20 protein-coding genes and 1 tRNA gene are annotated in these 25,206 nt (G+C 65.3%); 9 read left to right on the top strand and 12 right to left on the bottom strand.

Annotated elements, in window-relative coordinates:
* Window positions 1-32: 32 nt before the first annotated feature.
* Together V6U71_RS16050 and V6U71_RS16045 are read right to left on the bottom strand one after the other, a co-directional pair.
* The gene (locus V6U71_RS16050) at window positions 33-1,469 is read right to left on the bottom strand and encodes a M20/M25/M40 family metallo-hydrolase (protein ID WP_411339383.1); all 1,437 of its coding nucleotides are present in this window, start codon (window positions 1,467-1,469) and stop codon (window positions 33-35) included.
* Between the two features lie 30 nt (window positions 1,470-1,499).
* The gene (locus tag V6U71_RS16045) at window positions 1,500-2,756 is read right to left on the bottom strand and encodes an aminotransferase class V-fold PLP-dependent enzyme (RefSeq protein ID WP_411339382.1); all 1,257 of its coding nucleotides are present in this window, start codon (window positions 2,754-2,756) and stop codon (window positions 1,500-1,502) included.
* Between the two features lie 359 nt (window positions 2,757-3,115).
* On the opposite strand from V6U71_RS16045, the gene V6U71_RS16040 reads away from it, so the two are divergent.
* From V6U71_RS16040 to V6U71_RS16020, 5 genes are all read left to right on the top strand, one after another.
* Window positions 3,116-4,354 carry a glycosyltransferase family 4 protein gene (locus tag V6U71_RS16040; protein WP_411339381.1) on the top strand — a complete coding sequence of 413 codons (1,239 nt, stop codon included), beginning with the start codon at window positions 3,116-3,118 and terminating at the stop codon, window positions 4,352-4,354.
* Window positions 4,351-4,893 carry a sigma-70 family RNA polymerase sigma factor gene (locus V6U71_RS16035; protein ID WP_411339380.1) on the top strand — a complete coding sequence of 181 codons (543 nt, stop codon included), beginning with the start codon at window positions 4,351-4,353 and terminating at the stop codon, window positions 4,891-4,893. Before V6U71_RS16040 ends, V6U71_RS16035 begins: the two co-directional genes overlap by 4 nt.
* The gene (locus tag V6U71_RS16030) at window positions 4,874-5,596 is read left to right on the top strand and encodes an anti-sigma factor family protein (RefSeq protein WP_411339379.1); all 723 of its coding nucleotides are present in this window, start codon (window positions 4,874-4,876) and stop codon (window positions 5,594-5,596) included. The genes V6U71_RS16035 and V6U71_RS16030 overlap by 20 nt, the downstream gene beginning before the upstream one ends.
* A gap of 58 nt (window positions 5,597-5,654) precedes the next feature.
* Window positions 5,655-6,155 carry a peptidoglycan-associated lipoprotein Pal gene (gene pal, locus V6U71_RS16025; RefSeq protein ID WP_411339378.1) on the top strand — a complete coding sequence of 167 codons (501 nt, stop codon included), beginning with the start codon at window positions 5,655-5,657 and terminating at the stop codon, window positions 6,153-6,155.
* Window positions 6,156-6,273: 118 nt separating this feature from the next.
* Entirely contained in the window at window positions 6,274-7,056 is a 783-nt protein-coding gene (locus V6U71_RS16020) for a sulfite exporter TauE/SafE family protein (protein ID WP_411342366.1), read from the top strand.
* A 128-nt stretch (window positions 7,057-7,184) separates the two neighbouring features.
* Here V6U71_RS16020 and V6U71_RS16015 read toward each other — a convergent pair whose 3' ends face one another.
* Together V6U71_RS16015 and V6U71_RS16010 are read right to left on the bottom strand one after the other, a co-directional pair.
* The gene (locus V6U71_RS16015; protein WP_411342365.1) at window positions 7,185-7,442 is read right to left on the bottom strand and encodes a hypothetical protein; all 258 of its coding nucleotides are present in this window, start codon (window positions 7,440-7,442) and stop codon (window positions 7,185-7,187) included.
* 1,621 nt (window positions 7,443-9,063) lie between these two features.
* Window positions 9,064-9,714, bottom strand: a complete 651-nt coding sequence (locus V6U71_RS16010; RefSeq protein ID WP_411339377.1) for a response regulator transcription factor — start codon at window positions 9,712-9,714, stop codon at window positions 9,064-9,066.
* Between the two features lie 319 nt (window positions 9,715-10,033).
* On the opposite strand from V6U71_RS16010, the gene V6U71_RS16005 reads away from it, so the two are divergent.
* Both V6U71_RS16005 and V6U71_RS16000 read left to right on the top strand, forming a co-directional pair.
* Entirely contained in the window at window positions 10,034-12,538 is a 2,505-nt protein-coding gene (locus V6U71_RS16005; RefSeq protein ID WP_411339376.1) for a YadA-like family protein, read from the top strand.
* Between the two features lie 94 nt (window positions 12,539-12,632).
* Window positions 12,633-13,388 carry a hypothetical protein gene (locus V6U71_RS16000; RefSeq protein WP_411339375.1) on the top strand — a complete coding sequence of 252 codons (756 nt, stop codon included), beginning with the start codon at window positions 12,633-12,635 and terminating at the stop codon, window positions 13,386-13,388.
* Between the two features lie 171 nt (window positions 13,389-13,559).
* Here V6U71_RS16000 and V6U71_RS15995 read toward each other — a convergent pair.
* The 3 genes from V6U71_RS15995 to moaA all read right to left on the bottom strand — a co-directional run bounded on the left by V6U71_RS15995 (window position 13,560) and on the right by moaA (window position 15,519).
* A tRNA-Asn gene (locus V6U71_RS15995) sits at window positions 13,560-13,634 on the bottom strand.
* A 58-nt stretch (window positions 13,635-13,692) separates the two neighbouring features.
* Entirely contained in the window at window positions 13,693-14,463 is a 771-nt protein-coding gene (locus tag V6U71_RS15990; protein ID WP_054733792.1) for an NAD kinase, read from the bottom strand.
* A 42-nt stretch (window positions 14,464-14,505) separates the two neighbouring features.
* Complete coding sequence (gene moaA, locus V6U71_RS15985) at window positions 14,506-15,519, bottom strand: GTP 3',8-cyclase MoaA (RefSeq protein ID WP_411339374.1); 1,014 nt, start codon at window positions 15,517-15,519, stop codon at window positions 14,506-14,508.
* Between the two features lie 60 nt (window positions 15,520-15,579).
* On the opposite strand from moaA, the gene V6U71_RS15980 reads away from it, so the two are divergent.
* Window positions 15,580-16,776, top strand: coding sequence for a GGDEF domain-containing phosphodiesterase (locus tag V6U71_RS15980; protein WP_411339373.1), 1,197 nt, complete (start codon window positions 15,580-15,582; stop codon window positions 16,774-16,776).
* A gap of 108 nt (window positions 16,777-16,884) precedes the next feature.
* Here the strand turns inward: V6U71_RS15980 and mfd are convergent, their stop codons facing one another.
* Window positions 16,885-20,379, bottom strand: a complete 3,495-nt coding sequence (mfd, locus tag V6U71_RS15975; RefSeq protein WP_411339372.1) for a transcription-repair coupling factor — start codon at window positions 20,377-20,379, stop codon at window positions 16,885-16,887.
* Window positions 20,376-20,642 carry a succinate dehydrogenase assembly factor 2 gene (locus tag V6U71_RS15970; RefSeq protein ID WP_411339371.1) on the bottom strand — a complete coding sequence of 89 codons (267 nt, stop codon included), beginning with the start codon at window positions 20,640-20,642 and terminating at the stop codon, window positions 20,376-20,378. Before V6U71_RS15970 ends, mfd begins: the two co-directional genes overlap by 4 nt.
* Window positions 20,643-20,717: 75 nt before the next feature.
* Here V6U71_RS15970 and recG point away from each other — a divergent pair, with 75 nt between their 5' ends.
* The gene (gene recG / locus V6U71_RS15965; protein ID WP_411339370.1) at window positions 20,718-22,784 is read left to right on the top strand and encodes an ATP-dependent DNA helicase RecG; all 2,067 of its coding nucleotides are present in this window, start codon (window positions 20,718-20,720) and stop codon (window positions 22,782-22,784) included.
* Here recG and V6U71_RS15960 read toward each other — a convergent pair.
* From V6U71_RS15960 to V6U71_RS15950, 3 genes are all read right to left on the bottom strand, one after another.
* On the bottom strand, window positions 22,781-23,122 hold the full coding sequence (locus tag V6U71_RS15960) for a PilZ domain-containing protein (RefSeq protein ID WP_054586832.1): 342 nt from the start codon (window positions 23,120-23,122) through the stop codon (window positions 22,781-22,783). The two genes, recG and V6U71_RS15960, sit on opposite strands and share 4 nt — an antisense overlap.
* A gap of 74 nt (window positions 23,123-23,196) precedes the next feature.
* A complete protein-coding gene (gene tyrS / locus V6U71_RS15955) occupies window positions 23,197-24,423 on the bottom strand; it encodes a tyrosine--tRNA ligase (RefSeq protein ID WP_411339369.1) in 1,227 nt (408 codons plus the stop codon).
* A 21-nt stretch (window positions 24,424-24,444) separates the two neighbouring features.
* Complete coding sequence (locus tag V6U71_RS15950; RefSeq protein ID WP_411339368.1) at window positions 24,445-25,125, bottom strand: hypothetical protein; 681 nt, start codon at window positions 25,123-25,125, stop codon at window positions 24,445-24,447.
* Between the last annotated feature and the right edge of the window lie 81 nt (window positions 25,126-25,206).

Here is a 25,206-nt window from a genome sequence, read left to right as displayed (position 1 = left end):
TCGGGCCACGCGGCCCGGCCATTTTGCCATGGTCAGAAGCCCAGCCCGCGATGGAGACCGGCATCGGCGAGCCAGCGATCGACTTCGGCCGCGGTCATCGTCCGGGCGGGCAGGCGCGGCGCATCGGCCAGCGCCGCGATCAGCATGGCGCCGACGCCGGCCGCCTGTTTCATCTGGTCGGGATCGACGAGGTCGATCGTGTCGCATTCGGTGTGGATGCAGGCCATCTGTCTGGGTGTCCAGTCGCCCTTGGGATAGGTTACGGGGACTCCGGCCTCGAAGAAAGGCTGCGAATCGGAATGTTTGACACCGCCGGTGAAGCCGGTGTTCGCTCCGGTGAAGGTCGGGAAAACCGTGGCGACTTTTTTGGATAGCGCGCCGAAGAAATCGAGGTCGGGATCGACGCCCCAGACCGCGAAGGATCGCGGGTCGATCGCCATGTCGGTGTTGATCATATATTTGATGCGCGCCAGCGATCCGTCTTTCCTCGCGGCGTCGACGAAATGAAGCGAGCCGAGCAGCCCCTCTTCCTCGCCCATGAAGAAGACGAACTGCACCGTCCGCTTCGGGCGCCAGCCGCGGGCCTTCAGGCCGCGCGCGACGTCGAGCACCCACATGCTGCCGCTGCCGTTGTCGAGCGCCCCGGTCGCGAGATCCCAGGAGTCGAGATGGCCGCCGAGGACGATGACTTCTTCGGGCAACGCGCGTCCCCTGATCGTCGCGACGATGTTGCGCGTCGACGAGGGGCGGACGATATTCTCCATCCTGATCTCGGCCTCGGTGCGACCCGCCGCGACCTGTGTTTTCAGCGCCATGCCGGTTTCACGGCCGATCGCGATCGCCGGCACCGCCGAGCGCACTTCGGGGGCCAGATTGGCGCCGCCGGTGACCAGCATGTCGCCCTCTGCGCTATTGATGAACACGATGCCGGCGGCACCATGTTCGATCGCGAGCGCCGCCTTCTGGATGCGGTGCAGGCGCTGCGTATTTTCGGGGCTGCCGGGGAGGGTGCCGATATAGATCAGCGCGATCTTGCCCTTCACCGCATCGGGGCGGGCCGCATAGTCGGCGGGCACGCCGTTGCCGACATCGACAAGTTCGCCGGCAAGGTCGCTGTGCGCCGGCGAATAGCCGAGCGCCGCGGCGCGAATTTCCTTGCCGCCCGCCTTGAATGTCAGGCTGCCGCGCTGCCATTCGGTGATCGGAAATTCCTGATATTCGACGTCGTCGAAACCGAATTCCTTGAGCTTGCGAAAGACGAACTCTTCGCCCGCCCGGCCGTTCGGCGTCCCGGTCATCCTGTGCCCGACCGTCGTCGTCAGTTCCTTGAGGAGGTCATATCCTTTGGCGTTATCGCGAAAGTCACGGCCGATCGCCTCGATATCCCCGGCTTGCCGGGCGAGCGCCGCCGGTGAGACGGTCGCCGCCATCAGTAGGGCTGCCGCAATGGTCAGAGGGAGTCGGCGCATATCAAATCCTTCATTCTGGATGGTCCGGTTTCATGCAGGGCGGGAGAGGATGGCGATCAGCCGTTCGATGTCGTCCATGCTGTTGTGCACCGACGGCGAAATCCGGATCCGGTTGGGGTAAAGGGTGGTATAGATTTCGGCCTTGTCGAGCGCGTCGCGATACAGCGCGCGGGCGCCGGGCTTGGCGAAGACCAGCGCCGGGCCCTGATGGTCGCGCGGTGTCCACGATGCCCAGCCGGCGCGGGGCAGGGCATCCTGAAGGCGTTCCAGCATCGGCTCGCGATGCCGCGCGATCGCGTCGATGCCGATGTCATGGATATATTGCAGCGCCCCGGCGGTTGTCGCGAGGCCCGACCAGTTGGCAGTGCTCACCTCGAAGATGCTCGCGGTATCGCTGCCGAGTTCCCAGGTGCCTTCGGGCGGACCCGGCGGATCGCCCGGCATGAAATGCGGCTGATAGGACTTCAGGCCGCGCCAGCCGAGCTGGACGCGCTTGAGCGCGGCGAGCCGGTCGGCCCGGACATAGAGAAAGGCGGCGCCGAACTCCCCCTGGAGCCATTTGTACATGCCGGCGCAGCAGAAATCGACGCCGCTTTCCCTGACATCGAGCGGGATGCCGCCCGCCGACTGGATGACATCGGCATAGACGAGCGCGCCCTTGGCATGCGCAATGTCGCAGATGCGCTTGAGGTCGTGCTGGTGGCCGGTCCAGCTCGAGACATGCGAAATGGCGACAAGCGCCGTCTGCGGCGTGATCGCCCGTTCGAGTTCGTCGTAATCGATGGCATGATCCCGCGGCGCGAGTGTCTTGAGCGGCATCCCGCGCTTGGCCATTTCGCCGTAAAAGGCGAGCGAAGCGTCATAATGGAGCGAGTCGGTGACGACGCCGCGGTCCGGGCCGAGGCCGAGGGCCGACGCGACGAGATTCTCGCCTTCGAGCGTGCTCGGCACGACCGCGATCTCGCCGGCGTCGGCGTTGATGAGCCTGGCGAACAGAGCAACCGCATCGTTGCGCGCATTGGCGGCTGGCCAGTTTCGCCCGGGATCGGTCATGCGCGCGTCGATGTAGCGCCGCGAGGCTTCGGTGGTCCGGATTCCTGTCGGATGGGTATAGGCGGCGTTGAGGTGTATCCCCCGGAACCGGTAGTTGGCGCGGTCGGGCAGGGCGATCGGTGTAACCGGTGCGGCGGAGGCAGACTCCGTCGCGGTGAGGAGTGCCGGCGACGCGACGGCCGCCAGCGACACGTGGCTGGCGCCTTTCAGCACCTCGCGCCTGCTCAAGCTCATCTTGCCCGGTCCTTCTCCACCGCGATCGATTGGCGATCTGCGCAACGCGATATACATATCATCGATTTATACAAAAGATATAAAAAGATTGAATGTATAGTGCGAGCGGACTTCTTCCTTGCCTCGACTTCCCTGGCATTCCTGTCTCGTCCACCGCTGCGTGAAACCGGGAGGTTGCTGTGCATCCCGGGCCGAGAATGCTCTCAATGAGGATATTGCTGCAGGGGAGAGCTCGCTCCCGGTGATCACAATGAGCGCGCGGGGTACTCGGCGACGGCGTCGTGCCGTTCGCGTTGCGGCGCAAGAATGTGGATCGAAAGCCGATGGAATAGAGACCGCGCGGCGGGCGTAAGCCCCGCATGACGAAGACTTTCCCTGCCGTTTCTTCTCTTGCCCCCGGATATCGTTCGGCCGCGTTGCGGCCGCTGCGCGTCGCGCTGTTCTCCGGGAACTATGATTGCGTGCGCGATGGTGCGAACCGCGCGCTCAATCGCCTCGTCGCCTATCTGCTCGATGAAGCGGGGGCCGAGGTGCGTATCTATTCGCCGGTCGCGCCGCAAAAGGCGTTCGCTTCGGTCGGCGATATCGTTCCCGTGCGCTCGGCAGGCATTCCGGGGCGCCCCGAATACCGGCTCGCATTGGGTTTCACCAAAGCGGCGCGTGAGGATATGGAGGCATTTGCCCCCGATATCGTTCATCTGTCGGCGCCCGACATTCTCGGCCGCCAAGCGCAAAACTATGCGCGCGCCGCCGGCATTCCCGTGGTCGCCAGCCTTCACACGCGCTTCGAAACCTATCTCGACTATTATCGCCTCGGCCTGCTGCGCGGTCCTGTCGACCGCTATCTCGCGCGCTTCTATGGCGATGCCGATCATATTCTCGCGCCCACACCGCCGATCCGCGATGAACTCGCCGCCCGGTTCGGACTGGACAGGGTGTCGATCTGGTCGCGCGGGATCGACCGGGCGTTGTTCGGACCAGCGCGGCGCAGCGCGTCCTTCCGGCGTCACCTCGGCTATGCTCCGGACGATATGGTCCTGCTCTTCTTCGGCCGGCTCGTCCTCGAAAAGGGACTCGGCGTCTTTGCCGAGACGATCGCGGCGCTGCGCGAGCGCGGCCATATGGTCCGCCCGGTCGTGATCGGTGAGGGACCTGCGCGCGACTGGCTCGCGCGGCGGCTTCCGAACGTGACCTTTCTCGGCTTCCTCGACGGGGCGGCGCTCGGCGAGGCCGTCGCCAGCGCCGACATATTGATCAATCCCAGCGTCACCGAGGCGTTTGGGAACGTCAATCTGGAAGCAATGGCATCGGGGCTCGCGATCGTCTCGGCCGATGTCGACAGCGCGTCGGCGCTTATCGATCACGGCCGCACCGGTCTGCTCGTGCCGCCGCGCGATCCCGGCGCCTATGCTGCCGCCGCCGCGTCGCTGATCGGCCAGCCCGCGCGTCGGCATCTGCTCGGCAAAGCCGCGGCCGCCGCGGCCGATCACTATCGCTGGGATACGATCCTTGCCGACGTCGTCGGCGTCTATGAGCGGCTGGCTGGGCGCGATGCGGCCTTGCAATATCCGGCGCCGGCCCGACAATGCGCGGCATGAAGATCCGTTGGGGAAAATCCAGCGGCTTTGCCGACGATGTGGTGGCGATGCGCCGTTACGCCCGGTCGCTGACCCGCGATCGCGACGATGCCGACGACGTGGTGCAGGATGCCCTGGTTCGCGCGATCGAGCGACAGGCGACCTATCAGGAGGGACGCGACCGGCGGCGCTGGCTGCTGGCGATCGTCCACAATGTCTTCATTTCGGGAACCCGGCGCGAGGCGGCCGAAGCGCGGAGGAACGACCGCTTCGCAGAGACGCAGGTTGCGCATTCGGACGCGTCGCAGGAACATCATGCGCGGCTCGGCGAGATTGCGCGGAGCTTTGCCGCGCTGCCCGAGCATCACCGCGCCGTGCTTCACCTGACGGCGATCGAGGGGCTGAGCTATCAGGAATGCGCGGACGTGCTGGGTGTACCGGTGGGGACGATCATGTCGCGAATAGCGCGCGCGCGCGCGGCACTCAGGCGACAGGACGAGCAGCGAGCCGAACCGGCGCTGCGTATCGTGGGAGGACGGGATGGCAGCCGCACCGAGTGAGCAGGAAATCGACGCTTATGTCGACGGGCAGCTCGATACCGAGGGACGCTTTGCCGTCGAAGACTATCTGCGCCAGCACCCCGAACTCGCCGCGCGCGTGATGGGGGATCTGGGGATGCGGAGCGCGTTGCAACTGCTTGCGCGCGACCGCGAGCCCTTGCCTCGCGAACTGGTCGCGGGGCTTGAGGATCGTTCGCCCAACGCAGCCGGCGCCCGCTGGCGGCGTTGGACACCCGCCGCGGGCCTGTCGGCCTCGGGAATCGCCGCCGCCTTGCTGGTGATATTCCAGGGGCCGCCCGGTTACGTCGACGATGCGCTGACATCGCATATGGTCTCCGGAATGCGTGCCGACATGGCTTCGCAACTCGAAGCGCCGAAGTTCGACGCACGCGAGATCCGGCGGGCGACCAAAATTTCGGTGCCTAAGGTGCCGGCCGACTGGAAGGTCACCGACGTGCAACTATTCCCTACGGAACGCGGGCCGGCGCTGGTCATGGCGCTCAAGACCGGCGAGGGCGATCATCTGTCGCTCTTTGCGAAGCGCGGGCGAGAAAGCGCGCCCGAACAGCCCGATGCGGTTCGCGAAGGCGAGCATTCGGTCGCCTATTGGCGCCGCGGCGACATGTCCTATGCGCTGGTCGGTGACAGCGGGCTCGCCGCGATCGATGCGCGGGCCGAGACGCTCGCGCGGGCGCGCTCCTGACCAATATGATTTTTACGGAACCGACCAGGGGTGGGTTCCTCAACACGAGGGGGGAAATATGACGAAGAAGCTTGTTTTGATGAGTGCGATGGCCGCGATGCTCGCGGTCGGTGGCTGCGCCAAGAAGGCGCCCAAGGATCTGCCGCCGCCGCCGACCTGCTGCGGACCGGAAGAGAGCGATCGCGTTATTCCCGGATCGCAACAGGATTTTGTCGCGAACGTGTCGTCGGATCGCATCTTCTTCGGCTTCGACCAGTTCAACGTCGATGCCGAGGATATGGCCATTCTTCAAAGTCAGGCCGCCTGGCTGGCGCGCAATCCCGGTGTCCGCGTGACGCTGGAGGGGCATGCCGACGAGCGTGGAACGCGCGATTATAACATCGCGCTCGGCGAGCGGCGCGCGAACTCGGCGAAAAACTATCTCGCGACGCTCGGGATCGATCCCGGCCGTGTCGATGTCATCAGCTATGGCAAGGAGCGCCCGGCCGCCGCGGGATCGGACGAGGCCGCCTATGCAAAGAACCGCCGGGCGGTAACCGTGGTGATCGAACGTCCGTAAGGCGCGTGCCGGCGGGCGCGTCGGCGTGCCCGCCGGCATTTGGTCGATCGCCGTTTGACAGGGCAGAGCGGCCGCTGCCAGCATGGGGCGAGCCAGGAGGATTTGGTTGTTCCAGACTATGCTCGGTCATCTCGACATCATGCATATCACCGCCGGCCTGTTCGTCGGCGTCATGGTCGGGCTGACCGGTGTTGGCGGCGGGTCGCTGATGACGCCGCTGCTGGTCCTCATGTTCGGCGTCAACGCCAAGACGGCGGTCGGGACCGATCTGCTGTTCGCTGCGGTGACCAAGACCGTAGGAAGCACGGTCCACGGCTGGCGCGATACCGTCGACTGGCGCATTTTCCGCCGCTTGGCCGCCGGGTCGATCCCGGCCGCGCTCTTGTCGGTGGTCGCGTTGCAGGGCTTGGGAGAAATCGGCGCGAAGGCCGAACATGTGATCATCGTCTTTCTCGGCTGCATGCTGATTTTGACCGCCTTTGCGGCGCTTTTCCAGAAACATCTGGTGCGGCTCGCGCGGCGGGGCGGCAGCCGCCACGACCCGCGCGCTTTGCTTCCGACCGTGCTGCTCGGGGCCTTCATCGGGGTTGCCGTTTCGATTTCTTCGGTCGGCGCGGGGGCGATCGGGGTCACCGCCTTGCTGATACTCTATCCGAACCTGCCGGTGTCGCGGATTGTCGGTACCGACATCGTGCACGCCGTCCCGCTGGCGCTGGTCGCAGGATCGGGACACTGGCTTTACGGCGATGTCGATCCGGTGCTCCTCATCAGTCTGCTGATCGGCTCGATCCCGGGAGTGATCGTCGGCAGCCTGTTGTCCAGCCGGGCGGCCGACCATCTGTTGCGCCCCGCGCTCGCCGCCGTGCTGCTCTTTTCGGGTCTTAAACTGCTGACCAGTTGATGCGGAGGGCCGAAATGCCAAGCCGCCCGTCGACGAACGGCCAATGCGATGTAGCGCTTGGAGCGTGGCGAACCCTGGTCCAAAGCCAGCTCCTGCCCGGTCAGATGATGAGGGCTAGCAAGACAGGGCTATAGCCCCTCAGTCTTTCGGGCGTAGGGAAGCCACACAGAGATAATGGCCCCTTCGCCGCGGCGTGAGGACAAGGCAAACGCACCCCCGATGGCTTCGGCTCTGCTGCGCATTCCGTTGATCCCTTGGCCGCCGGCCATGGCGCGATCCGCGTCGAAGCCTGCGCCATTATCCGCCATGGTGATCGCTACGCCCGGTGCGCCGTCGCGTTGCGTCTCGATACATGCCAGTTCGATCTTGGTCGCCCTTGAATGCATCATCACATTGGCAAGCGCTTCCTGGAACAGACGAAGCAGATGCAAGGAGTTCGTCGCGTCGAGCCATTCGATCCTTTCGCATCGATCGACTTTCCATTGGAGCTTGATGCCGGCTTCGACCAGATCGGGTTCGGCCCGATGGCGAAAATTTCCAAGGAGTGCCACCACATCGCCCGCGAGCGGTTCCAGCGAATCCACCGTCAGCTTGAGATCTGACAGCGCCCGTTTCAGTGTCGCGATCGATTCGGGCGGATGATTCCGGCGCTCGGCCACGGTCAGCGCGGCGACGAGGTTCGAGCCGATCCCATCGTGCATTTCCCGCATGATGCGGCCGCGTTCGGTTTCGAGGGCTCGCGCCACTTCAAGGTCGCGGACCTCCTTCTCGCGCTCTTCGAGAGCAAGGCGGGCATCCTCGACCCTCGCTTCCAGTTCGGCATTGACGCCTTCGAGCCTCCCGAACGCGAGATTGGCCCGTCGTCCGAACGAAAGCAGCAGGACGAGGCAGAACAGACTGCCGATATAGGGTTGCAGGAAAAACCCGAGGCCGTCCCAAATGCGGCTGTCCCATTGCCTGCCGATATCATGCACCGTGCCGGCGATGATCGCCGCGAGGCACAGGGTGATCAGCGCGGCGCCTGCGTCGCGGCTCCGCCACCCATGGGCGACCAGCAGGACGGCGGTGTAGGCGACGCAGGCTACGGCCAGCAAATTCCCGATCGAGTCGGTTCCGAAAGGTCCGGTCCAACCCCACTCGACCGTCACGAACCGGATCAGGCACAGGAGCATGCCGGCCGTCAGCAAGATTGCGCCGTGGAGTTTCCACCTCGGCAGGCGAACATAGACGAGGCAAAAGGCAAGGCTGGCCGACATGGCGGGATAGACGGCGTAATAGGTCATCGTCTTGAAAGCGACGATGTCGAAGGGCGCGCGTACCGCGGTGAAATTATAGTCGCGTGCGAACCACATCAGGCCGAGGATCGCGAGGAGCAGCAGCTCGGTTTCGCCGCGGCGAAGCAGCCAGAACCAGAGCGCGGCGGCGGCAAGCACGATCATCGCCAGATTGGCGGCCTGCACCCCCGTGATGCGCCAGAAATGCATCCGCTCGTGCCGCGCATCGAGGACGGCGGCCGAGCCAAGGTAATAATCGCCGCTGACGAGGTCGTAATTGCTTTCGATCTTGACCAGCAGCTCGTTGGTGCCGCCGACCAGCAGTGATTGGGGCAGGCGAACGATCTCGGGGCGATACCAGCCGAGTGCGCGGACATCGCCTTCGGTGAAATTGCGGAAGATTTCCTGCCCGTTCAGCAGCACCTCGATCCGTTCATAATTATTCTCGGTATAGAGCGCGACGGGGCCGGCGGGGAGGCGTCGGCGATCGAAGCGAAGCCGCAGCCAGAGTGTCTTGGTGGCAGAGGTAGCGCCCATATTCTCGAACCCAAAGCCCCGGCGCGCGGGCCCGCGTTCCCATCCGCCGGCCGGTATCCGGGCGCTGTCGGTTCGAACATAGTCCGCGTCGGTAAAGCGCAGCACGCCGCTGCCTTCGTGGGCAAAGCCGTTGAGCAAGGCTTCGGCTGACGCGGGAGTGGGACCGGCGATCAACAGCAGAAGCAGCAAGAGCGCTCTAATTGCGCGTGATAAGGCCCTGGCTCCCGGCTTCAAACAACGCCTCCGCCCTGCTGTTGACTTCGAGTTTTCGATAGATGTTCTTGACGTGGAAACCAATTGTGTTGAGCGAAACGTGCAGGATGTCCCCGCATTCGGCATAGGAAAAGCCGCGGGCCAGCAATTGCAGAACCTCTGTTTCCCTTTCGGACAATGGCGAAATGGGCGGGGGCAGTGAGGGGGATCTGTCCTCGACCATTTGCTCCATGATGCGGCGCGCGATTACCGGCGATATGGGCGAACCGCCGCGCCGGATCTCCATAATCGCCTCGACGCAGGATTCGATGCGCTGGTCCTTGAGAAGATAACCCCGCGCGCCGGCGCGAATACTGTCGAGCACTTTTTGCTGATCGGCAAACTGGGTGATGACCAATATGTCGGTTTCTCGCCCTTTGGCGGCTTCCTTGGCGATCAGCGTGGTGCCGTCGCCGTCGGGAAGGCCGAGGTCGCACAAGAGCACGTCATAGCCGCCGGCATCGACGAGCCCGCTGCCGCTGACGACGCTGTTCGCCGTGTTGACGACCATCATGCCTGTCGCGGCGTTGATTGCGTCGGCGAAGCGTGCCGCCAGTATCGGATCATCTTCGATAATTGCGACGCGGATCACCATTGCCGTCTCCGGTTCTTCCAACTTCCGCGGATGATAACCTCCGAGCCCACGCAGTAAACCCACATGGATATGTGGGTGCTCACCCACATGCTCATGTGGGGCGGGGCTGTTCCGATCTGCGCTAACCGCATTGCGAGGCAGTCACCGGGGCAGAGCGCCGCGTCAAGCGGGCTCCTCCCGAAATGATCGCCGAAGGCAAGCGCGGCAGCGACTTGGCGGCCGCAAGCACGGGAAAGAGGTGTCGGGACAGGCATCCACCGGGTCGAGACATCCACCGTGGGGGCCGATGGCCTTCGCCCGACCAAAAAGGGAAGACAAGATGCGTAAATATAGCCTGCTGATCGCCACCGCCATCCCGGCGCTGGCCGCCGCGACGCTGATGCCCACTGCCGCGCACGCCGACCCCACCCAGGTTCAGTGTGTCGATACCGATGGCAATCCGACCGGCACCGTGGCCGGGGAAGGATCCACAAGCTGCGGATCGAACTCAAAGGCGATTGGCGGATATGCGACCGCAGTCGGTTATCTCGCAGAGGCAGGCGACGGCTTGCCCGGTCACGGCGGCTCGACAGCCGTCGGCAACCAGGCCAGGGCACAGGGCGCGAGTTCCGTCGCGATCGGCGTCGTCACGACGGCCAATGGGAACGACAGCATCGCGATCGGTGGTCCGATTGCGGAACTGACCAGCCGAACCACGATTGCCAATGGCGACTTCAATGTCGTCATCGGCAACGGAGCGCAGGCCGGGATGAACCCGAATTTCAATCGATCGGCCGGGGCGGTGGTGCTTGGCTATCAGGCCACGGTGGACCGCGATGGCGGCGTGGCCATCGGGCGTAACAGCTATAGCGACGGCCTCGGCGCGGTGGCGCTCGGGCAGGGAGCCCGCGCATCCGGCAACAGCGTTGCGCTGGGCGACGGATCGAACAGCGACATCATCGTCTTCGGAAATGTCGTGGCGCGCGACAATGTCGTTTCGGTCGGCAGCTCGGTGGGATCGAATATCCAGCGACAGGTCATCAATGTGGCAGCCGGCACCGAAGCGAGCGACGCTGTCAACAAGGCCCAGCTCGACGCCGTCTCGTCTGTGGCGTCGAATGCCCTTTCGACGGCGAATGCGGCGCTGACCGCGGCGAATGGCAATGCCTATGTGGCCGTCAACAGCGCCGGCGGCAGCACGCCGACCGCAAGCGGCGCCGATGCCGTCGCCATCGGCAAGGGCGCCGTCGCACAAAATGGCGCCGCCGTTTCGATCGGGCTTGCCAATACCGCCGATGGCAACGGCGCGGTGGCGATCGGCGATCCGAATGTCGCGACGGGCGATGGGGCCGTCGCCATCGGTCAGGACAACACTGCTACGGGTAACGGCGCCGTCGCGCTTGGCAAGGACTCGTCCGCGATGGCGAGCGGCGTGGCGATCGGCAATTTTGCCCGTTCCAATGACGGTAACGTCGCTATCGGATCAGGCTCCACTGCTTTCGCGAGCGCCGAATCGACCGCGCTCGGCAATGGCGCGCACGCGGATGCCCTGGGCACCACTGCCGTCGGCAGCGGCGCCTTTGCGCTCGCGGAAGATTCTGTTGCGATCGGTCGCGGCGCGATTGCCGGAAATGCTCCGGGCGCTATCGCGGCGACCGCCGTCGGCGCCAATGCGACGGCCGCCAACAGCAACACGACGGCATTGGGGGAGAACGTCAACGCCCTCGGCGCGTCCTCGACAGCATTGGGAGAATTTACGACCGCCAGCGCCGATAATAGCGTTGCGCTCGGCCAAGGCTCGATGGCCGATCGCGCGTCCAGCGTCTCGGTCGGCCGCGCGGGCGACGAACGCCAGATCGTCAATGTCGCGGCGGGGACGCAAGCGACCGATGCGGTCAACAAGGCACAGCTCGATGTCGTGGAGGCGAAGGCTGACGCTGCGCAGGTGACGGCCAATTCGGCGCTCGCGGCTGCGGGGGCCGCCACCGGAGGCGCGACCGCTGCACAGGCCACGGCGAATGCCGCGGTGGCGAATGCAGCCGCTGCGCAGACGACCGCGAATACGGCGCGAACCGAGGCCGCCGCTGCGCAGGGCACTGCTAACACCGCGCTTGCCAATGCGGCGACGGCGCAGTCGACAGCCGACACCGCGCGAACCGAGGCCGCCACTGCGCAGACGACCGCGAATATGGCGCGGACCGATGCAGCCGCTGCACAGACGACCGCGAATATGGCGCGAACCGAGGTAGCCGCCGCGCAGGGCACCGCTAACACCGCGCTTGCCAATGCGGCGACGGCGCAGTCGACAGCCGACACCGCGCGGACCGAAGCCGCGGCTGCGCAAGCCACCGCAACGGGGGCCGCGACCGATGCCACTGCCGCGCTGGCGCAGAATGTGGTTCAGGACGGGCGCATCGCGACCGTCGAGGACGTCAACACGGCTCAGAGCACGCAGATTTCGGCGGTGCAGACGGTCAACACGACCCAGAACAGCCGCCTTGCGACGCTCGAGACGATAACATCGACGGCTATTCCCGCATTACAAACGCTGACCGCGACCCACAGCGCGCAGATCGGCGAGCTATACGCGATCACCGACCGCGACCGCCGCGACGCGCAACGCGGGACGGCTACGGCAGTGGCCCTCACGGCAGCGCCGATGCCCTCGGAACCGGGCAAGACGAGCTACACCTTCAACCTCGCTACCTTCCGCGGCGAGCAGGCGGTCGGCGCGTCGATCGCCCATCGCTTCGATACGGGTGCCCCCTTGGCTTTCACCGCGGGCGTTTCCTACGCGGGCAGCAACAACACTGCGGTGCGCGTCGGCGTCGCGGGGGAGTTCTAGGGGGCTGGCAGGTGCGGATGCCTTGGTGCGGCAGCGCGAGCAGGGCCTCCAGCTACGCCGCCGCGCTGGGTCCGCCCGATCATCCACGACAACTATGGCGATGAATATCATCGACGGGCGCGTGATGCGCCTGACGATGCGCGACGAGGGCGCCGAACCGCAAACCGGCCTGTTCCAGTTCTCGCCCGACGGGCGAAAGCTGGTGGGGATCGTCCGCACCGCAGGTCCGGCGAATCGCGACGGTTTTCTGCATATTACAGCGCCGAAAAGACCGGCAATCGTGCCGGCGGATGCTGAAGGAGGGTATATGAACAAGAGAATGATGCTTGCGCTGGTTCCGACGCTGGCGCTCGCCGCCTGCGGCGGCTCGCAACCGGACAGCAAGGATGAAAAGCCCGCCGCCCAGGCGTCTGGCTGGGATGCGACGGATGCATGCCAATTGCTCGACAAGGCAGCGGTTGGCGCGGCACTCGGCGATACGGTTACCGAAACGAGCCTCGCCTTTGTCCATCAGCCGACCGGGGCCGAAGCCGCGACGTCGGAATGCACCTATCGGTTGAAGGGCGGTAGCACGGCGACGCTGATGGCCCGTCGCTCCCCGATCGCGGACAACACGCCCGAGGTGATCGCGCAGACACGCAAGGCGACGGAGACGACGATGCGGGCGTTCAGCGACAAGGCAATCGAGGACGTACCGAACCTCGGCAAGGCGGCCTTTTTCGTGCCGGGCATCAACCAGATGAACGTCTTTCTCGATGACGAGAGATTTGTCGTCCTGACCGTGGGCTCGGCGCCGGGTGATCGTGCAAGGTCCATCGCGGCTGACCTGGTGAAAAAAGTTGCCGGGTAGCTCGGTAGATATTCAACGCAACCGACAGGCCGATTTTGCAGTGTCGAGGCGACCTACGATATGAGTTGAGGCTCTTTTCATCGCTGCCCCGCAGCACGGGCGAGCGCTGTCGGCTAATGTCGCGCAAAGCAAGAGCGCTTTGGCGTAAGCTTTAGGATGTCTGGAAAAGAATGGCTCCCCGGGTAGGATTCGAACCTACGACCGATCGATTAACAGTCGATTGCTCTACCGCTGAGCTACCGAGGAACACGCCGCCGAAGCGAAGGCGGCCCCTTTGCCGTCGGTTGGCGGAATTTGCAAGGCCTCAAACGATAAATTGTTCCATCGCGATGCGTTCGTCGAGGCCCTGGTCGGGATCGAACAGCAAGGTCAGCGGCCGGCTGCGGTCCGTGGTGACGAGAACGGTCTTTACGTCGCGGATTTCGCGCTGGTCAGCGACGGCGCTGACCGGGCGTTTTGCGGCCTCGCGGACGTTGAAGCGGATGCTCGTCGATTCGGGGACGAGGGCGCCGCGCCAGCGCCGCGGCCGGAAGGGGCTGATCGGGGTCAGCGCGAGCATCGCCGAATCGAGCGGCAGGATCGGGCCGTTGGCGCTGAGATTATAGGCGGTCGATCCGGCGGGGGTCGATACGAGCACGCCGTCGCAGGCGAGCTCCTCGAGCATCATCTTCTCGTTGATCAACACCTCGAGCTTTGCGGCCTGACGCGTTTCGCGGAGCAGCGAGATTTCGTTGATCGCGGGCAGGATGTGGCGTTCGCCGCTGATCGTCGTGATGTCGCCCGATAGCGGATGGATGAGGAAGGGGCGTGCCGCCGCGATCCGGTCGAGCAATCCCTCGACGCGGAATTCGTTCATCAGGAAGCCGATGGTACCGCGGTTCATGCCGAACACCGGCAAGCTGCGGCGCTGGTCGAGCAATTGGTGGAGCATGTGGAGCAGGAAGCCGTCGCCACCGAGCGCGATCAGCATGTCGGCCTCGTGCAAATCGACGAAATCGTAAAGCGGCCTCAGTTCGGCCTCGGCCTCTTCGGCGGCGGGCGCGTTCGATGCGACGAGCGCGATCTTGCGTTGCATATTGGTCAGGTCCCCCGTGCGCTTAATTTTTGGGGCGGATTATTACCCGCCCGTTGCACTCATATGACGCGCGACCGCCGGTTTGGACTCCCGTTCGATATGGAAGTCATGCGCGCGGGGTTTGCCAGCCAATGCGCGGTCGATCAAGCCATCAACCGCTCCGATGCCGCCGTCGCGCAGCGCGGCGCGCAGATCGATATGATCGTCCTGGCCGAGGCACATATAGATACGCCCCTCGACGGTCAGGCGAATGCGGTTGCACGTCGCGCAGAAATTGTCGCTGAGCGGCGTGATCAACCCGAGCGTCACCGGGCTGCCCTCGACCGCGAAATAGCGCGCGGGGCCGCCGGTACGCTTGTCGACGGGATAGATGGCGCGTTCGGCACGCAGCCGCGCGACGAACTGGTGGAGCGGGATATAATGATCGCTGCGGTCCTCGGCGATCTCGCCGAGCGGCATCGTCTCGATGAGCGTCAGGTCGCAGCCCGTCGCGGCGCAATGGTCGAGCATCGGGAGGAGCTGGTCTTCGTTGAGCCCGGCGAGCGCGACCATGTTGATCTTGACGTCGAGCCCGGCGCTGCGCGCTGCGGCAATGCCGTCCAGCGCGACCGCGACGTCGCCGACGCGGGTGATGTGGCGGAAGGTGTCGGGGTCGAGCGTGTCGAGGCTGACGTTGATCCGGCGCACCCCGGCCGCGGCGAGCATCGGCGCATATTCGGCGAGGCGCATGCCGTTGGTGGTCAGGGTCAGCTCGTCGAGGCCATGGCCGATCATCGCGCCGAGGCGCGTCGCGAGCGTATCGATGCCGCGGCGGACGAGCGGTTCGCCTCCCGTAAGACGAATACGGCGAATACCGCGCGCGACGAAGCGCTCGGCAAGCTCCGCCATTTCCTCGATGCTGAGCACCGCAGATCTGGGCAAGAAACTCATATGCTCCGCCATGCAATAGCGGCAGCGCAGGTCGCAGCGATCGGTCACCGACAGGCGCAGATAGTTGATCCGGCGGCCATGGCCGTCGGTCAGCGTAGCAGCGTTGGAGTCCGAAACTGCGCTCATCGGGTGATTGTGATGCAAAAGGGAAGCGTTTGGCAAGCAATGCCTGCTATGGGGGCGCCAATGAATCGCCTACCCGACACATTTGCGGCCGCCGTCGGCCATCTCGAAACGCTCCATGGCCGGCATGATGCCGACGTCGGCGTGATATTGGTGCAGGTCGATCAACTGGCGCGGATCAACAATAGCGCGGGGACTGCGGCGGGCGATGCGGTGCTCGACGAGGTCGGGCGGCGGCTGGAGAATTTTACCGGCGACGAGTTCGGGCAGGGGGCGCATGTCGACCGGCTCGACGGGCCGCGTTTCCTGATCGTGCCCGCGGCGGCGCTGTCGCTTGAGGCCTTGCGCGCGCAGGAGCGCGCTTTGCACGTCGCGCTTGCCGAACCGATGGTCGGCGATCCCAACGGCCGGCTGGCGATCCGCATCGCGGCGGCGCTGATCACGCGCGACGAGCCGGTCGCCGAGCAGCTCCGCAGCGCGAGCGACCAGCTCGCGCGCCCGGCCTCGGCGCGCGACGGCGCGATGGTGCATGCCGCGTTGTCGCAGGGCGAGGTGGTGATCTTCTATCAGCCGCAATATGATGTCGCGAGCGGCGCAATGACCGGGGTCGAGGCGCTGCTGCGCTGGCAGCATCCCGAACTGGGGCTGCTCGGCGCGGGCGCCCTCGTCACCGCGGCGCGGGCGGCGCGGATGGAGTGCGAGCTGACCGAACATGCGCACCGCGTCGCACTTGCCGAAATGGCGAAATGGCCGAAGGCGCTCGGCAAGCTGCGCGTCTCGCTCAACATCACCGCCGCCGACCTTGGCGATCCCGAATTCGCCGATCGCTTCGCGGCGATGGCAAAACAGGCGGGAGTCGATCCCGACCGGCTGACACTCGAACTCACCGAACAGGCGATGCTCAGCGATCCGGCGAGCGCCGCCGCGCAGCTCGCGCAGATCCGCGCGCTCGGCTGTGCGATCGCGATCGACGATTTCGGCACCGGATATTCCAGCCTGTCGCTTCTCGCGCGACTGCCGATCGATTATCTCAAGATCGACAGCGGCTTCACCCGCACGATCGACGGCAGCGACCGCGACCGCATCGTCGTGCGTGCGATCGTCGACCTTGCGCGCGCGCTGGGATTGCTCGTCGTAGCCGAGGGGATCGAGAACGAACGGCAACTGGCGCGACTGGCCGAGATCGGGGTGGCGACCTGGCAGGGGTTCCTGAAATCGGGGCCGGTGCCGGGGGATCAGTTGTTGGCGCTGATGGAATAGGCCTTCGTCATTGCGAGGAGCGTAGCGACGAAGCAATCTCCAGTCATCGAGCTCACGCTAGGTCGAACGCAGGAGATTGCTTCGCTGCGCTCGCAATGACGATGTTGGTTAGCCCGCCTGCCGCGCCAGCTTCCCCAATCCCTTTGACAGTTGCAGCGCGCCATTGAGGCGCGCGCCCGTGCTCATCCAGTCGCCGCTCACCGATAGCTTGTTGTCGGGGCGGATGCGCGCGCGGCCTTTCAGCCGCTCGACATAGGCGATCAGGCCCGGGACGTTGGCGAACTGGTCACCGTGGAAGCTCACCAGCGCGCCCTTCGTCCCGACGTCGAGCTTGGCGATACCGGCGAGCTTGGCGTTCGCCTTGATCTCCATGAGCTGGATCAGGTTCGCGGTTTCGGGCGGCAAGGGACCGAAGCGGTCGATCATCTCGGCCGCAAAGGCATCGAGCGCCGGGCGATCGCCGGCCTCGTTGAGGCGGCGATAGAGCGCCATGCGCAGCGGCAGGTCGGGGACATAATCCTCGGGGATCAGGATCGGCGCATCGACGGTGATCACCGGCGACAGCGCTTCGCGCGGCGGCGCGGCGCCCATGCCTTCGGCCTTGGCAACGAGGATCGCTTCCTCGAGCATCGACTGATAGAGTTCGAAGCCGACCTCGCGGATATGGCCCGACTGTTCGTCGCCGACGAGATTGCCGGCGCCGCGAATGTCGAGGTCGTGGCTCGCGAGCTGGAAGCCGGCGCCCAATGTGTCGAGGTCGCCGAGTAGTTTAAGTCGCTTTTCGGCGGTGTCGGTGATCGCGCCGCCTTCCAATGTTGTCAGATAAGCATAGGCGCGCGTCTTCGAGCGCCCGACGCGGCCGCGAAGCTGGTAGAGCTGCGCAAGCCCGAAGCGGTCGGCGCGGTGGACGATCAGCGTGTTGGCGCTCGGGATATCGAGGCCGCTCTCGACGATGGTGGTCGAGACGAGCACGTCATATTTGCGGTCGTAGAAAGCGCTCATCCGCTCCTCGACCTCGCCCGGTGCCATCTGGCCGTGCGCGACGACATATTTGATTTCGGGCACCCGCGTGCGCAGGAACTCCTCGATGTCGGGGAGATCCTTGATCCGCGGGGTGACGAAGAAGCTCTGGCCGCCACGGTCATGCTCGCGGAGCAGCGCTTCGCGGATCACGACGGGATCCCATGGGGCGACATAGGTGCGGACCGCGAGGCGGTCGACGGGCGGCGTCTGGATGACGCTGAGTTCGCGAAGGCCCGACATCGCCATCTGGAGCGTGCGCGGGATCGGAGTGGCGGTAAGGGTAAGCACATGGACGTCCGTCTTGAGCTGCTTCAGCCGCTCCTTGTGGACGACGCCGAAGCGCTGTTCTTCGTCGACGATGACGAGGCCGAGATTCTTGAATTCGACCGATTTCGCAATCACGGCGTGGGTGCCGACGACGATATCGATCTGGCCGCTGGCGAGACCGTCGCGGGTCCTTGCGGCTTCGGCGGCGGGAACGAGGCGCGACAGGCGGCCGATGTTGACAGGGAAACCTTTGAAGCGCTCGACGAAATTGGTGAAATGCTGCCGTGCGAGCAGGGTGGTGGGAACGACCACCGCGACCTGCACGCCCGCCATCGCGGCGACGAAGGCCGCGCGCAGTGCAACCTCGGTCTTGCCGAAACCGACGTCGCCGCAGACCAGCCGGTCCATCGGACGTCCCGACGCCATGTCTTCGAGCACATCGCCGATCGCGCGGTCCTGATCGTCGGTTTCCTGATAGGGGAAGCGGTCGGCGAAGGCGGGGTAGGCGGTATCCTGTGCGAGCACCTCGCCCGAGCGCAGCGCACGCTGCGCCGCGGTCGCGAGCAACTCGCCCGCGATCTCGCGGATACGCTCCTTCATCCGTGCCTTACGGCGCTGCCAGGCTTCGCCGCCGAGCTTGTCGAGGCCGACCCCCTCGCTCTCGCCACCGTAGCGCGAGAGGACGTCGAGATTTTCGACCGGAACGTAAAGCTTATCGCCGCCGGCGTAAGTGAGCGCGACGCAGTCGTGCGGGCTGTTGCCGACCGGAATCTGGGTCAGCCCCTCATAACGGCCGATGCCATGGTCGAGGTGGACGACGAGGTCGCCGACGCTGAGCGTCGCGAGTTCGGCGAGGAAGGCGTCGGCGCTCTTGCGGCGCTTCTGGCGGCGCACCAGACGCTCGCCGAGAATATCCTGTTCGGTGAGCAGGCTAATCGCGTCGCTGGCGAAACCATGGTCGAGTGGCAGGACGACCATCGCAGTCGCGCCGCCGCTTTCGGACGAGGCGGTGCCGAGCGCGTCCTGCCAGCTCTCGGCGGGGGCGAGCGACGTGACGCCGTGATCGCGGAGCAGCCCCGACAGGCGCTCGCGCGCGCCGCCCGAATAGCTGGCGATGATCGTCTTGCGCCCCTTGCGGCGTTCGTCTGACAGATGGTCGGCGACCTTGTCATAGACGTTGAGGTCAGCGGTGCGTTCGGGGGTGAAATCGCGCGCGGCGAAGGTTTCGAGGTCGACGACCGTTGCCGCCGGTGGGACATCGAAGGGTGTGACGACATGGATCGGGCGTTGCGCTGCCGCCGATGCCCATTCGGCTTCGGTCAGGTAGAGCGTCTCGGGCGCCAGCGGGCGATAGCTGCCGGGTGATTCGCGTTCGGCGGCGACACGGTTCGCATGATAGTCGGCGATCGCGGCAAAGCGCGTTTCGGCGGTCGCCTCGGTGCGGTGGCCGCGCAGCACCGGCGTGGCGCCGTCGATATGGTCGAACAGGGTCGCCAACCGCTCCTCGAACAGCGGCAGCCAATGGTCCATGCCGGCCTGGCGCCGCCCCTCGCTGACCGCCTGATAGAGCGGGTCGCCGGTCGCCTGCGCGCCGAACAGTTCGCGGTACAACGAACGGAAGCGCTTGATCGTGTCCTGATCGAGCAGGGTCTCTGCGGCGGGCAGCAATTGCAGCGCCTTGGCAGGACCGAGGCTGCGCTGGTCGGCGGGGTCGAAACGGCGGATGCTTTCGATCTCGTCGCCGAAAAAATCGACGCGCAGGCCGGTCTCCTCGCCCGCGGGGAAGAGGTCGAGGATGCCGCCGCGCACCGCGAACTCGCCCTGATCAGCGACGGTGTCGACGCGGCTGAACCCGTTCGCGACGAGCAGTTCGGCAAGCGCGTCGCGGTCGATCCGCTGTCCGGGCGCCAGCGTCGTCGCGAGCTGGCGGATGCGAAAGGGGGTAAGGGTACGCTGGGTAATCGCGGCGACGGTGGTCAGGATCAACTCGCCGCGCTTCGGCGGTGCCTGCAGCGCCGACAGTGTCGCGAGGCGGTCGGCGCTGACGCGCATCGACGGGCCGGCGCGATCATAGGGCAGGCAATCCCATGCGGGAAAGCGGTGGACGAGCAGGTCGGGCGCAAAGAAGGGGGCGGCATCGGCGACCGCCTGCATCGCGGCATCGTCGGTCGCGACATAGACGAGACGCTTGTCGCTGGCGCGCGCGAGGTCGGCGAGCAGCAGCGGCAGGAAACCGTCGGCGGCGCGCGCGAGCGTCAGCGGGGCCGATGCCGGCGCGATGGCGGCGAAAATGTCGGCGGCGCTTCGGGTCATGGCAGCGGGATATAGTCCAGCCGGCGCATCGCGGCGATCAGCGGCGGGTTGTCGAGGTGGACCGGCGGATGGCCGGTGCCGAGGGCCCACGCCATGATGTCGACGTCATCCTCCTCGACGACGATTTCATACCAGGCGATCTCCGCCTCGCCCCATTCGGGCGAATAGCGGTCGAAAAAGCCGCCGATCATATAGTCGGCCTCGCGCGTGCCGCGGTGCCAGGCACGGAATTTGAGGCGTTTGAGGCGGTCGGTGTGTGGCACGGCGGGAATCCCGATAGCCCATGCTGCCGGGAGTGGCGCACGGGGCAAGCAAGCGATAGATGGGACGCAGTAGCCATGCGACCCGAGATACTCAATCCGCTCTTTGCCGCGTTGACCGACCTCAAAGGCGTCGGGCCGCAGCTTGCCAAGCCGCTGACGCGGCTCGGGCTGGAACGCGTGATCGATGTGCTGTTCCATTTACCGACCGGACTGATCTCGCGCTTTCCGGTCGATCGGCTCGATCAGGCGCAGGCGGGGCAGACGATCATTGTCGAACTGACCGCGCAGGATTACCGCCCCGGCCGCAGTCCGCGCGCACCCTTCGGGGTCGAGGCGTTCGACGATGCGGGCGATCATGTCCGGCTCGTCTATTTCGGGCGGACGTCGGGTCTGGCGCGCAAGCTCTTCCCGCTCGGTGAGAAACGCCGCGTGTCGGGGCGGCTCGACCTTTACGGCGACATGCGCCAGATCGTTCATCCCGACCATGTCGCCGAGCCCGGCGATGAGGCGGGGATCGCGGTGCATGAGCCGGTCTATCCGCTGACCGAAGGGCTGACCAACGCCCGGTTGTCGCAGCTCGGCGCGGTGGCGCTCGAACGGCGGCCCGATCTGCTAGAATGGATCGACGCGCCGTTGCTCGCGGCGCGTGGCTGGCCGTCGTGGCACGAGGCGATGACGCGCGCGCATGCGAGCCCACGCGACGAAGCGGCGCGCGACCGGCTCGCCTATGACGAGATTTTCGCAAGCCAAGTCGCGCTGATGCTGATCCGCGAGGGATTGCGGGCGCGCAAGGGCCGGGCGATCGCGGGCGATGGGCGGCTGACCGATGCGCTGCAATTGCCGTTTGGACTGACGGGCGCGCAGGAGCGCGTCGGGCGCGAGATTGCGGGCGATATGGCGCAGGACCGGCCGATGCTGCGGATGCTGCAGGGCGACGTCGGCTCAGGCAAGACGCTCGTCGCGCTGCGTGCGATGCTGGCGGCGGTGGAGGCGGGGACGCAGGCGGCGCTGCTCGCCCCGACCGAAATTCTGGCGCGCCAGCATTATGCGACCTTGCAGCGGATGCTCGGCGGGCTGCCGGTGAACCTCGCGATCCTGACCGGGCGCGACAAGGGCAAGGCGCGTGAATCGACGCTGATGGGGCTCGCCGACGGCAGCATCGACATCCTTGTCGGCACGCATGCAATTTTCCAGCAGGCAGTGAATTACCGCGACCTTTCGCTGGTCGTCGTCGACGAACAGCACCGCTTCGGCGTCGCGCAGCGGCTGATGCTCACCGCCAAGGGACAGCGTCCGCCGCACCTGCTGGTGATGACCGCGACCCCGATCCCGCGCACGCTGCTGCTGGCCAATCATGGCGAGATGGACGTGTCGCGGCTCGACGAAATGCCGCCGGGGCGCACGCCGGTCGATACGCGCGTCATCTCGCTCGACCGGCTCGACGATGTGGTTGACGGTCTCGATCGCCATCTCGCGACCGGGGCGCAGGCCTATTGGGTGTGCCCGCTCGTCGCCGAAAGCGAGGGCAGCGAGCTGGCGGCGGCCGAGGACCGCGCAGCACTGCTCCGCGAACGGCTGGGCGACGCCCGCGTCGGGCTGGTTCATGGCCGGATGAAAGGGCCCGAAAAGGATGAGGTGATGGCGCGCTTTCAGGCGGGCGAGATCGGCGTCCTCGTCGCGACCACGGTGATCGAGGTCGGCGTCGACGTGCCCGCCGCGAGCCTGATGATCGTCGAACATGCCGAGAATTTCGGGCTCGCCCAGCTCCACCAGCTCCGCGGCCGGGTCGGGCGCGGCACGGCGAAGTCGGTGTGTTTGTTGCTGCGCTCGCAAAATCTGTCGGAGACCGCGCGCGAGCGGCTGGCGCTGATGCGCGACACGAACGACGGCTTCGTGATTGCCGAGAAGGATCTGGAACTGCGCGGCGGTGGCGAGTTGCTCGGGCTCAAACAGTCGGGCGATGCCGATTATCGCGTCGCGACGCCCGAACAACTCGTGCGGCTGCTGCCGGTGGCGCACGACGACGCGCGGCTGTTCGTCGACCGCGACGGCGGTATCGAGGGGGGGCGCGGCGAGGCGGTGCGGCTCTGCCTTTATCTGTTCGAGCGCGATGCGGCGGTGCCGCTGCTTCGGAGTGGTTAGTTTACGTCGCCTCTGGCGCCCATGGCGCGGATCATCGGCAGATAGTCTTCGACCGAAATCGACTTGTCGAACTGGACGCCGGTCTTGCCGCCGATCGACCAGATGACCTTTGCCGAGGTGCGGCCGATGATCGGCATGCGGAAGACGACGAGGTCGCCGATCTCCAGCCCGCGTTCGTAACGCATCAGCATGCCGTCGGCGCTGATGTTGACGCAGGTACACATTTCCTGCCGGCCGTCGGGTAGAACGAAGGGCAAGCGGCAATAGACGTCGCTGCGCGGTGCAATCCGCTGATCGAGCCCCACATAATGGGCCTTTTTAAGGTCAATCTTGCGCATACCGAATACCTTGCTGGTCTGGTGTGGCAGAATCGGCCCGATTCATCAAGAATCGGTAAACGCCGGCGCGCCGCTCAGCCGGTTACCAGCCCGTGCTTTTTCGATCCGAGGCTCAGCGGAACGGGCTCGGCGGCGGGCAGAATCCGGTGATGCGGATCGCGGATCACGACGCCGTCGACCTTCACCGCGCCCTCGTCGAGCTTGCGGCGCCCTTCCTTGTTCGATGCGGCAAAGCCGAGTTCGCGCAGCGCAGTCAGGATGTCGATGCCGTCCGCCGGAGCGGCAACCTGTGGCAGGTCGCCGCCGATCTGGCCCTTTTCAAAGGTTTGCGCGGCTGTCTCGGAGGCGCTGCGCGCCGCTTCCTCGCCGCGGCACATCGCGGTCGCCGCGTCGGCGAGGATCTTTTTCGCCGCGTTGATCTCGGCGCCCTCGAGTGCTTCGAGCCGTGCGATCTCGTCCATCGGCAGGTCGGTGAACAGCTTCAGGAACTTGCCGACGTCGCGGTCGTCGCAATTGCGCCAATATTGCCAATAGTCAAAATGGGACAGTTGTTCGGGGTTAAGCCACACCGCGCCGGCGGCGGTCTTGCCCATTTTGGCGCCCGCCGCGGTGGTGAGCAGCGGAGTCGTCAGGCCATAGAGGTCGGCGCCGTCCATGCGGCGGCCGAGTTCCATGCCGTTGACGATATTGCCCCACTGGTCGGAACCGCCCATCTGCAGGCGGACATCCATCGCCTTCGACAGATGGCGGAAGTCATAGCCCTGCAGGATCATGTAATTGAATTCGAGGAAGGTCATCGGCTGTTCGCGGTCGAGGCGCAGCTTGACCGAATCGAACGTCATCATGCGGTTGATCGTGAAGTGGGTGCCGACTTCTTGCAGCAATTCGATATAGCCGAGCTTGCCGAGCCAGTCGTGGTTGTTGACCATCACCGCGTCGGTCAGGCCGTTGCCGAAGGTCAGGAAGCGCTGGAAGATGCTGAAGATCGACGCGATGTTCGCGGCGATCGTCTCGTCCGACAGCATCTTGCGGCTTTCGTCACGGCCCGTGGGGTCGCCGATCCGCGTCGTCCCGCCACCCATCAGCACGACGGGCTTGTGCCCCGTCTGTTGCAGGCGGCGCAGCATCATGATCTGGACGAGGCTGCCGACGTGCAGCGACGGCGCGGTCGCGTCGAAACCGATATAGCCGGGAACGACCTGTTTGGCGGCGAGCGAATCGAGCCCGTCCGCGTCGGTCATCTGGTGGATATAGCCTCGCTCGTCGAGCAGGCGCAGCAGGTCGGATTTGTAACTGGTCATGATGCGCGCGCCCTTAACACCCTATGCGCCGACAATGAAGTCCAGCGCGCCCAGGAAAGTGACTCCGAGGCAGACGGACAGAAAGCCCCAGAAGAGGGCGGCGGGCCAACTGCTGTCCATCGTCCGGCGAAAGAAGACGACCTGCGACCAGAAATACCAGATGAGGATGGCGAACATCGCGAGCGCCATGAACGCAAGGACGTCGATGTCCTGGAATCTGGTCGCGACGACCGTCGTGATCGAAAAGACGATCGCCAGCGGCGCACAAAGATAGGCTTGCTGGTAGAAGGGCAGGCGGAAGCTATGGTGGCTGATGCTGCCGGGGGTGCGCCATTCGTAAATCAGGGCGCCGGCAAAGGGAAAGACACAATAGAGTGCCAGACGATAGGTCAGCAGCGACATCACCGACCCGTTGATCAGGCCGGCAATCGCGGTTTCCGATTCGGTCTGGGCGGTCGCGGGTGCCGCCGGCGAGATCATCCAGGCGAGGACGATCGACAGGAAAAGAAAGACCGGCGGGCTCAGTCCGCGATCGAAGAGTTCTTCCTTGTCGGGATTCTTTTTCAGCTCGGCGGCGGCGTAATCGATCATGTTTCCCGGCCAGATGAGCACGCGGACCAGCGTGTAGGGATAGAAAATCACCCACATCAGAATGTCGAAAATCAGCTCGTCGAGCGATTTGGAAAGCTTGAAAATATCCATATCGTATTTCGTCTACAGTCGTGCTGTGGTTGTCAATTGACTGGTCGCGGCGCCGAAGACCGCATGCTTGTCTCGGTCGCA

This window comes from Sphingopyxis sp. J-6 (assembly GCF_046603995.1).
Taxonomy (GTDB): Bacteria; Pseudomonadota; Alphaproteobacteria; order Sphingomonadales; family Sphingomonadaceae; genus Sphingopyxis.
The sequence above is the reverse complement of the archived record's forward strand: the minus strand, read 5'-3'. Positions and strand labels throughout refer to the sequence as shown.

What these genes read in the sequence shown, in the direction of transcription:
- V6U71_RS16000 (WP_411339375.1), top strand. Translation starts at nt 12,633, where the DNA reads ATGGCGATGAATATCATCGACGGGCGCGTGATGCGCCTGACGATGCGC.
- V6U71_RS16020 (WP_411342366.1), top strand. Translation starts at nt 6,274, where the DNA reads ATGCTCGGTCATCTCGACATCATGCATATCACCGCCGGCCTGTTCGTC.
- V6U71_RS16050 (WP_411339383.1), bottom strand. Translation starts at nt 1,469, where the DNA reads ATGCGCCGACTCCCTCTGACCATTGCGGCAGCCCTACTGATGGCGGCG.
- V6U71_RS16010 (WP_411339377.1), bottom strand. Translation starts at nt 9,714, where the DNA reads ATGGTGATCCGCGTCGCAATTATCGAAGATGATCCGATACTGGCGGCA.
- pal (WP_411339378.1), top strand. Translation starts at nt 5,655, where the DNA reads ATGACGAAGAAGCTTGTTTTGATGAGTGCGATGGCCGCGATGCTCGCG.
- V6U71_RS15950 (WP_411339368.1), bottom strand. Translation starts at nt 25,125, where the DNA reads ATGGATATTTTCAAGCTTTCCAAATCGCTCGACGAGCTGATTTTCGAC.
- tyrS (WP_411339369.1), bottom strand. Translation starts at nt 24,423, where the DNA reads ATGACCAGTTACAAATCCGACCTGCTGCGCCTGCTCGACGAGCGAGGC.
- V6U71_RS15990 (WP_054733792.1), bottom strand. Translation starts at nt 14,463, where the DNA reads ATGCAACGCAAGATCGCGCTCGTCGCATCGAACGCGCCCGCCGCCGAA.
- V6U71_RS15980 (WP_411339373.1), top strand. Translation starts at nt 15,580, where the DNA reads ATGAATCGCCTACCCGACACATTTGCGGCCGCCGTCGGCCATCTCGAA.
- V6U71_RS16040 (WP_411339381.1), top strand. Translation starts at nt 3,116, where the DNA reads ATGACGAAGACTTTCCCTGCCGTTTCTTCTCTTGCCCCCGGATATCGT.
- moaA (WP_411339374.1), bottom strand. Translation starts at nt 15,519, where the DNA reads ATGAGCGCAGTTTCGGACTCCAACGCTGCTACGCTGACCGACGGCCAT.
- mfd (WP_411339372.1), bottom strand. Translation starts at nt 20,379, where the DNA reads ATGACCCGAAGCGCCGCCGACATTTTCGCCGCCATCGCGCCGGCATCG.
- V6U71_RS16035 (WP_411339380.1), top strand. Translation starts at nt 4,351, where the DNA reads ATGAAGATCCGTTGGGGAAAATCCAGCGGCTTTGCCGACGATGTGGTG.
- recG (WP_411339370.1), top strand. Translation starts at nt 20,718, where the DNA reads ATGCGACCCGAGATACTCAATCCGCTCTTTGCCGCGTTGACCGACCTC.
- V6U71_RS15960 (WP_054586832.1), bottom strand. Translation starts at nt 23,122, where the DNA reads ATGCGCAAGATTGACCTTAAAAAGGCCCATTATGTGGGGCTCGATCAG.
- V6U71_RS16015 (WP_411342365.1), bottom strand. Translation starts at nt 7,442, where the DNA reads ATGCATTCAAGGGCGACCAAGATCGAACTGGCATGTATCGAGACGCAA.
- V6U71_RS16030 (WP_411339379.1), top strand. Translation starts at nt 4,874, where the DNA reads ATGGCAGCCGCACCGAGTGAGCAGGAAATCGACGCTTATGTCGACGGG.
- V6U71_RS16045 (WP_411339382.1), bottom strand. Translation starts at nt 2,756, where the DNA reads ATGAGCTTGAGCAGGCGCGAGGTGCTGAAAGGCGCCAGCCACGTGTCG.
- V6U71_RS16005 (WP_411339376.1), top strand. Translation starts at nt 10,034, where the DNA reads ATGCGTAAATATAGCCTGCTGATCGCCACCGCCATCCCGGCGCTGGCC.